Genomic DNA, 7,411 nt, shown 5'->3' with positions numbered 1-7,411 from the left:
GCGTCATTTCGTCGGCATGCGGGTGGTACATGAATGTGCCGGGGCGCCGCGCCGCGAACTCATACACAAACGTCTTGCCCACCGGGATCGCCGGCTGGTTCAGCCCGGCCACGCCGTCCATGCCATTGGGCAGGCGCTGGCCATGCCAGTGGACGCTGGTGTGCTCGGGCAGTTTGTTGGTGACGAATATACGAACGCGGTCGCCCTCGACGACCTCAATCGTGGGGCCCGGGCTCTGGCCGTTGTAGCCCCACATGTGGGCCTTGAAGCCCGGTGCCATTTCGCGCACCACCGGCTCCGCCACCAGGTGGAATTCTTTCAYGCCGTTGTTCATGCGCCAGGGCAGCGTCCATCCATTCAGGGTGACGACCGGGTTGTAGGGCCGGCCGTTCGGCGGCGCCAGCGGCGGCGCGGTATCGGGCTTGTTCATCGTCACGGGTTCCGGCAGCGCGGCCATCGCCACCTTGCTGACGGACGCGGCAGCTGCCGCTGTCAGCGCCGCGCGGTTAAAGAAATTTCGTCGATTCATGGGATTCCTTGTGTTGGGGGGCGCTCAGTGCGCTGCGGCTGTGGCGGCGCCGGTTTTGCCGGAAGGCCTGGACGAGGCCGTGCCGGGCGATGCGCCGGCAAGCACCGTCTGAAGGTCGGCTTCGGCAAGCCAGAAGTCGCGTTGCGCCTCGATGGTGCCGGCAGCGGCCAGGGTCTGCGCGCGGGCGCCGGCCAGCAGGTCAAAGACGCTGGTGAGCATACCGTTGTAGCGCAGTACCGTTTCATCCTGGATGAAGCGGTAAAGCGGCATCACCTCCGTCTGGTAGTGGCGTGCCAGGTCGTAGGCCGTGCGGTAGCTGTGGTAAGCCTCGCGTGCTTCGCTGCGCGCCCTGACCGCCAGTTCGCGCACACGTGCCGAATCACCCAGGGTGTCCCACAGGCCGTCGGCACCGGGTTGGGGCCGGATGGCGCGTTGCCCTGCCCATTGCGCCGTCGCCAGGCGCAGGTCCAGCCGCTGCTGCAGCACGCGGCTTTCGATGTCCGGCATGTCTTCCGCTTTCGGGGGCAGGTCGGGCAGCCGCTCGGGCAATGTGAAGCCGGCTTGCGTGCCCCACAGGCCCATCACCACCACGAGTTTTTCGCGCTCGCTGAAAGCGGCCTGCCGGGCGCGCGCCAATTGCGCCGTGGCCTCGGCCAGCAGCAGTTGTTCGCGGGCCTGCTGCAGCTTGCTCCAGTTGCCTGCGCGTGCCATGCGGCGCGCCAGCTCGCCGCCGGTCTCCGCGTTCTCCCTGGCCTCGTCCATAAAGCGCGCTGTCTGCGCGGCAGCCACCGCGTTGATCCAGGCTTTGCGGGTATCGCTTGACAGCAGGGTGATGTCTTGCGCGGCCTTGAGTTTGGCCGGGCTGGCAGACACGGCATCCGTGATGTTGACGCCTTCGCCGGCCAGGGACAGTTGCAGGCCGGGGTTATTGAGCAGTGCAATGCGCACCGCGCTTTCTGCGCTGAGCGGGCCTTTCAGCAGGTCGGCAACGGCGGCGCTGTTGTCTTTGCCCGGCCGCGCAATGAGCACGGGGGGCGAAGTGCCCGAGCCGCCCGGTTGCGGGGCGGCCAGCGCCTGCAGGCCACTCACGCCGCCGTCGGGCACTGCCGTTGTGCAGCCCGCGAGGGCCAGCATGAGCAGCGCCAATGAACCCAGACGTGGAGCGGTGTGGCGGTGGCCGGCAGCGGAGGTCATGCCGGGCTTCATGGTTTCGAGGCGGCGGGCGCCGCAGGTTCGGTTCGTGGTGCCTGGGCCTCTTCCCATTTCAGCAGGTCGGCATGCCCCTTTTTGAATTGGCCCGCAGTGGTGTTGGATTTTTTCCAGTCATCGCTGGCCGGCTCCACGCCTTGCGGACGGTTCACAAATACGGACTGGTACGGGGTGGATGGCACCAGCGTGCCCGGGCTGGCAGCTTGTTCGGTGGGTCGGGGGTTCACCCGGGGGTAGGGATCTGTCTGTGCATRGGCCCCGGCATAACCGATGAAAAACAGCGCGAGGGCCAGCGCTGTGCGCGGGCGGGAAATGAAACGAATGGTCACAAGAATCTCCTGGATACAAGCGGGGCGATTTGCGGAAAATCGCGGGTATCCGGCGTCAAGAGCCTGAAAGGCCCTGCCGGACGGCAAGTACAGGCCCAGTACGGGCCTGGAGATCAGGAAATGGGTGGTTTTTGGCCCAGCGCGGCGTCGGCGCTGGCGAACTGGTCTGACGCTGGACGCAGCAGGCTGCGCCCTTGGAAAACGGGGCTGTGGTCCGGCACCGCCAGCGACAGCGCGACCGTATGGCAGGCCTGGCATGCCGCGCAGGATTCACAGCCGGTATCGCTCGACTGGGGGGTGTTCCCCGAGGTTTGCCCGGCGCAGTCGTGCATGGCCATGGTTGCTTCGGGCGACGTCTCTTCGTGGCCTGAATGGCCCTCAACCCCCATGTGGTGAGCGGAAGCAGCTATCGTTTTGGTAGCGGACTGTTCCTGTTCCACGGAAGCAAGCCGCCCGTGTTGCACATGGGCTGCGGCCATTTGCGTCGCCATCGCATCGCCCACCCAGCCGCGCAAGGGCAGCAGGGCGATCATCAGGGCGAAGAGCAGGTGGCGCATGGGTGAATGATAGGCGATGCGTTTAAAAAGTTCCCGCGGCAAGCCGTTAAGCTTGCCATCGCAAGGCCGGCAGTGGAAACTGTTGTGATCACTCATGACAAGCAGGTTCGTCCTTTGAAACTTCATTCCATGCTTTTGAAGCCTGGCGTTGCAGCCGCCCTGGCCTCGGCTTTCCTGTTCGGCGCGGGCACGCCGCTGGCCAAGTCGCTGCTCGGCCAGGTCAATCCCTGGATACTCGCCGGGCTTTTGTACCTGGGCTCAGGTCTGGGGCTGGCGATTTATCGGCGCCTGCGCGGCGCTGCCCGGCCACGCCTGAACCGCGGCGAGGGTCGCTGGCTGGCCGCGGCCGTGCTGTGTGGCGGCGGGCTGGCGCCGGTGCTGCTGATGTACGGCCTGTCGGCGATGCCTTCCAGCCATGCGGCCCTGCTGCTCAATGCCGAGGCGGTATTGACCGCCGTGCTTGCCTGGATGGTGTTCAAGGAAAATTTTGACCGCCGTATTGCGGCGGGCATGGCCGCTATCGTGGCGGGTGCCGTGCTGCTGAGCTGGCCGCAGCAGGCAGCGGCCACGGCGGGGTCAACATTCAGCGCGCTGTGGCCCGCGCTGGCCGTGACTTTGGCGTGTTTTTTTTGGGCGCTGGACAACAACTTCACGCGCAAGGTGTCGCTGGTGGATGCGTCATGGATTGCCTGCGTGAAAGGGCTGGTGGCCGGTGTCACCAATCTGCTGCTGGCCTTTTTGGCAGGCGCGGCGTTGCCGGGTGCGGTACAAATCTCCGCCGCGATGGCGGTCGGCCTGCTGGCCTACGGCGTGAGCCTGGCGCTTTTTGTGGTGGCCTTGCGGCACCTTGGGGCATCAAGGGCCGGTGCCTACTTTTCGACGGCGCCTTTTGTGGGCGCATTGTTTTCCGTGGTGTTTCTTGCCGAGCCCGTCACCTGGCAACTGGTGGGTGCCGCCTTGCTGATGGCCATCGGCATCTGGCTGCACCTGACCGAGCATCATGCGCACATGCATCGGCACGAAGCGCTGGAACATGAACACCTGCATGCGCATGACGCGCATCACCCGCATGAGCATGCGCAGGCGGTTCCAGGAATGCATTCACATCGCCACCGCCATGAGCCCCTGGCCCACAGCCATGCGCACTACCCTGACGCCCATCACCGCCACGGGCATTCCGGTGGCTGAAGAAGACGGCCTCGTTTAGACCGCAAACAGGTCTCAGGATTTCTGAAGTTGCAGCTGCGCCTTGTCGATCCAGAGCTGCAGGCTGTCCAGCAATTCCTTCTGGCTGAATGAACAGCTTTCCTCGGTGAACAGTGCGGCGGACTCCAGCCGGTTGAGCAGTTGCGACAGCACATCACTGAAGCGGGCCGGCAAGGCAGCTGCAAGGCTTTGCTGCTGCGCAGCCATTTGTGCAAAGGTGCCCGCGCGAATGCCGTCACTGCGCAGTTGCTGCAGTGCGTCCTGCAATGCTTCGAGTTGCTGTTGGGGTGTCATGTTCTGGTTGTGGAGCTTGAAGGGACGTTCAGGCGGCGGCGGACACCTGCACCCGGGCCGGCATGCGGTCGAACACCAGCGTCAGCATGGCCAGCAAACCAAAAGGCACGCCGACCCAGCCCAGCTGCGCAAAACCCACCTGATCGAGCACCGCACCGCTGACCACAGCGCCCAGCGCCGTGCCCACGTACAGCATGGAGCCATTGAGGCTGAGCAGCAGCGGTGCCTGTGCGGGCGACAAGGTGGCCAGCCGGCTTTGCTGCGGTGCCATCAGCCCGAAACCTGCAATGCCCCACAGAACCAGCACGGCCATGGTGGCCGGCACATGGCCGCGCGTCAGCGGCAGCAGGCACATCATCGCCACCAGCACAGCCAGCTGCACGCGCATGCTGCGCAGTGCGCCAAAGCGGTCGGTGGCCCAGCCGCCCATCAACGTACCGGCCACGCCCGCCAGGCCGAAGACGGCCAGCGTGGCGGAAAGCTGCGCTGAACTCATGGGGTTGAGCGCCTGCAGTACCGGACCGACATAGGCAAAAACACTGAAGATGGCAATGAAATACAGCAGCGTTCGGCCCCATACGCGCAGCACCGCGGGCTGGCGCGCTGCGGCGCGGAAACCCGCAAAGCTGGTGCCTGCGCTGGCCATGTCGGCCGGGATCAGCCAGYTCGCCGCGATCAGCGCCGCCAGGCTGGCCCCGGCCGACAGCCAGACCGGCACGCGCCAGCCAAACTCAAAGCCCAGCCAGGCGCCGATCGGCAAGCCCACGGCGTAGCTGATGCTCATGCCCAGGAAGGTGATGGACAGCGCCCTGCCGCGCAGCGATGGCACCACCATGCTGACCGCCAGCGCCGATGCTGCGGCGGTGAACATGGCACCTGCTCCCATCAGTACGCGGCCCAGCAGCAGCAGGGGAAAGTTGGGCGCGACGGCGCAAACCAGGCAACCGGCGGTAAACAGGCTGAGTGCCAGCTGGACGGCGCGCTTGCGTGGCCACCTGGCGGTAAGGATGATGAGCAGGGGCGCCAGCACCGCGGTGGCAATGGCGTATGCCGTCATGGCCTGGCCGGCGGCCGCCACACTGATGCCCAGCGAGGCACTCATGGGCTGCAGGATGCCGCCGAGCACAAAAGCCCCGCTGCCGATCACGAGGTTGCACAGGGCGAAGAAATAGAGAATGGGCGGCATGGCAGTCATGGGCAGCAGGAATCCGGTGGGCAGATCAGGGTGAAGGCATGGTTGCGGGCGGGCGAGCGGTTAGGCAACAAATCGGCCTTCGGCCCAACCGGAATCAGCGCAAGCAGCTATCAAATTGAGAGCAACAAAAAGACGTCACCGCTATTGTGCGGGAACTCACCCAATCCTGCAGGAGCGGGTGAAAGGCGGTCTTGCGCGGCCCCGTCAGGTTTGCGGGATCCAGGGCCCGCTGGCGGGCAGGGTTGATGTGCTTTGCAGCACTTCCAGGTCTACCGGCTGCGGCGTGTTGTCGCCCGCACCCTGGATTTTCACGATGTCCTGCGGGCAGGCGGAAAACGCGACAAAGCAGTCCATCTCGGCGCGCAGCGTGATCGAGTCACCGGCCTTCGTCACGGTGGGCAGGGTTTTGAGTGTGATGCCGTCGGGCTGCACCCGGATGTTCATGAAGATGTTGAACGAAGCGAGGATGGCGCGTGGCGGCGTCAGGCCCAGCTCGAACATGCCTTCAAACATGTTGTCGCAGCAGTTGCGGTGGTAGCCYTTGACACCCAACAGTTCATAGCGGCGGCGGTCGCAGGCGGCCATGAAGGTGTCGTGTACGCCGGGCGTGCTGTCTTCCACCACGGTGAGGATGGGGTGGCGCTGGTTAGTGACGAAAGAGTCGCCGACGACAGGATTCAGGTGCTGGTTCCACACGCGGGTGGTTTCCATGCACATGAATTCGTTCAGGTCGTAGGCATTGAACGCCCAGCAATCGACCACCTGCGTGCCGTGGGTGTTGATGACCTTCACGGCTTGCCCGGCCTGCAGGCGCAGCGCCTTGCCGTGGCCGGCAGGGATGTGCAGGGCGCCGGGCGTCATGGATTCCCCAGGTTACTGGATCATCCCGAGGAACTGCTTCAGCTCGGCGGTTTGCGGATTCGAAAACACTTCGTCGGGCGGCCCGATCTCGTGCACGCGGCCCTGGTGCATGAAGACCACTCGGTCGCAGACCTTGCGGGCGAAGTTCATCTCGTGCGTCACCATCAGCAGCGTCATGCCTTCGGCGGCGAGGCTTTCCACGACCTGCAGCACTTCACCGACGAGTTCAGGGTCCAGCGCCGAGGTGATCTCGTCGCACAACAGCACCGAAGGCTGCATGGCCAGTGCGCGCGCGATCGCCACGCGCTGTTGCTGCCCGCCCGAAAGCTGGTCGGGCCAGGACTCGAATTTTTCGGCCAGGCCCACGCGTTGCAGCAGCGCACGCGCGTGTTCTTCTGCGGGGGCACCGGCCGTCTTCTTGACCAGCGTCGGTGCCAGCATGATGTTTTTGCCAACGGTCAGGTGCGGGAAGAGGTTAAAGCTCTGGAAGATCATGCCGACATGCTGGCGCAGCTCGCGCATGACCTGCGGGCTGTCGTGCAAAAGGTGCTTGCCGTCCACACGCAGCGTGCCGCTCTGAAAGACTTCCAACCCGTTGATGCAGCGCAGCAGCGTGCTTTTTCCCGAGCCGCTTTTGCCGATGATGGCGATCACTTCGCCGGCCTTGACTTCCAGATCAATGCCCTTCAAAACCTCGTTGGCTCCGAAGCTTTTGCGAAGTTGATTGATCTCGACAAGAGTCCTGTCGGACGAAGTTGTTGCGGGGGATGATGCGACGTTAGCGTCCATTTCTGGCTTTCCTCTCAAGCTTGCGGGCATACAGGGACACGGGGAAACACAGCGCGAAGTACATCAGCGCGACGCAGCTGTACACCACAAAGGGTTTGAAGGTGGCGTTGGTGATCATGGTGCCGGCCTTGGTCAGTTCGATAAAACCAATCACCGAGGCCAGCGCCGTGCCCTTGATGACCTGCACCAGAAAGCCCACGGTGGGCGGCACGGCAATGCGCACAGCTTGCGGCAACACGATGTACTTGAGCTGCTCTCCAAAGTTGAGCGCCAGGCTTTGCGCGGCTTCCCATTGGCCTTTGGGGATGGCGTCAACGCAGCCGCGCCAGATTTCGGCGAGGTAGGCGCTGGTGTAAAGCGTCAGCGCCACCGCGGCGGCCACCCAGGCCGGCACATTGATGCCGAAAAGCGCCAGGCCGAAATAGGCCAGGAAGAGCTGCAT

Annotated in this window: 10 protein-coding genes; 1 reads left to right on the top strand and 9 read right to left on the bottom strand. The window is 64.5% G+C overall.

Annotated elements, in window-relative coordinates; translation table 11 throughout:
* The 4 genes from AC1DWI_RS09085 to AC1DWI_RS09070 form a co-directional block, all read right to left on the bottom strand.
* A partial coding sequence (locus AC1DWI_RS09085) for a multicopper oxidase domain-containing protein (RefSeq protein ID WP_477724705.1) occupies nt 1-529 on the bottom strand: 529 nt, incomplete at its 3' end.
* A gap of 24 nt (nt 530-553) precedes the next feature.
* The gene (locus AC1DWI_RS09080; protein ID WP_477671442.1) at nt 554-1,723 is read right to left on the bottom strand and encodes a TolC family protein; all 1,170 of its coding nucleotides are present in this window, start codon (nt 1,721-1,723) and stop codon (nt 554-556) included.
* Nucleotides 1,724-1,731: 8 nt separating this feature from the next.
* Complete coding sequence (locus tag AC1DWI_RS09075) at nt 1,732-2,067, bottom strand: hypothetical protein (protein ID WP_477724704.1); 336 nt, start codon at nt 2,065-2,067, stop codon at nt 1,732-1,734.
* Nucleotides 2,068-2,180: 113 nt separating this feature from the next.
* Nucleotides 2,181-2,624 carry a hypothetical protein gene (locus tag AC1DWI_RS09070; RefSeq protein WP_477671444.1) on the bottom strand — a complete coding sequence of 148 codons (444 nt, stop codon included), beginning with the start codon at nt 2,622-2,624 and terminating at the stop codon, nt 2,181-2,183.
* A 129-nt stretch (nt 2,625-2,753) separates the two neighbouring features.
* Between AC1DWI_RS09070 and AC1DWI_RS09065 the strand changes: the two genes are divergently transcribed.
* Entirely contained in the window at nt 2,754-3,812 is a 1,059-nt protein-coding gene (locus AC1DWI_RS09065) for a DMT family transporter (RefSeq protein WP_477671445.1), read from the top strand.
* A gap of 33 nt (nt 3,813-3,845) precedes the next feature.
* On the opposite strand, the gene AC1DWI_RS09060 is transcribed toward AC1DWI_RS09065, so the two are convergent.
* The 5 genes from AC1DWI_RS09060 to AC1DWI_RS09040 form a co-directional block, all read right to left on the bottom strand.
* Nucleotides 3,846-4,124: a hypothetical protein gene (locus AC1DWI_RS09060; RefSeq protein WP_477671446.1), complete on the bottom strand. Its 279-nt coding sequence runs from the start codon at nt 4,122-4,124 to the stop codon at nt 3,846-3,848.
* 28 nt (nt 4,125-4,152) lie between these two features.
* Nucleotides 4,153-5,319: an MFS transporter gene (locus AC1DWI_RS09055; RefSeq protein WP_477724703.1), complete on the bottom strand. Its 1,167-nt coding sequence runs from the start codon at nt 5,317-5,319 to the stop codon at nt 4,153-4,155.
* 204 nt (nt 5,320-5,523) lie between these two features.
* Nucleotides 5,524-6,180 carry a DUF1989 domain-containing protein gene (locus AC1DWI_RS09050; protein ID WP_477671448.1) on the bottom strand — a complete coding sequence of 219 codons (657 nt, stop codon included), beginning with the start codon at nt 6,178-6,180 and terminating at the stop codon, nt 5,524-5,526.
* Between the two features lie 12 nt (nt 6,181-6,192).
* Nucleotides 6,193-6,969: an amino acid ABC transporter ATP-binding protein gene (locus AC1DWI_RS09045; RefSeq protein ID WP_477671449.1), complete on the bottom strand. Its 777-nt coding sequence runs from the start codon at nt 6,967-6,969 to the stop codon at nt 6,193-6,195.
* On the bottom strand, nt 6,959-7,411 hold a 453-nt coding region (locus AC1DWI_RS09040), incomplete at its 5' end, for an amino acid ABC transporter permease (RefSeq protein WP_477724702.1). The genes AC1DWI_RS09040 and AC1DWI_RS09045, both read right to left, overlap by 11 nt.

The organism is Polaromonas sp. P3_C2 (genome assembly GCF_056402675.1).
This window is presented reverse-complemented; position numbering and strand designations above follow the sequence as displayed.

What these genes read in the sequence shown, in the direction of transcription:
- AC1DWI_RS09045 (WP_477671449.1), bottom strand. Translation starts at nt 6,969, where the DNA reads ATGGACGCTAACGTCGCATCATCCCCCGCAACAACTTCGTCCGACAGG.
- AC1DWI_RS09070 (WP_477671444.1), bottom strand. Translation starts at nt 2,624, where the DNA reads ATGCGCCACCTGCTCTTCGCCCTGATGATCGCCCTGCTGCCCTTGCGC.
- AC1DWI_RS09080 (WP_477671442.1), bottom strand. Translation starts at nt 1,723, where the DNA reads ATGACCTCCGCTGCCGGCCACCGCCACACCGCTCCACGTCTGGGTTCA.
- AC1DWI_RS09060 (WP_477671446.1), bottom strand. Translation starts at nt 4,124, where the DNA reads ATGACACCCCAACAGCAACTCGAAGCATTGCAGGACGCACTGCAGCAA.
- AC1DWI_RS09065 (WP_477671445.1), top strand. Translation starts at nt 2,754, where the DNA reads ATGCTTTTGAAGCCTGGCGTTGCAGCCGCCCTGGCCTCGGCTTTCCTG.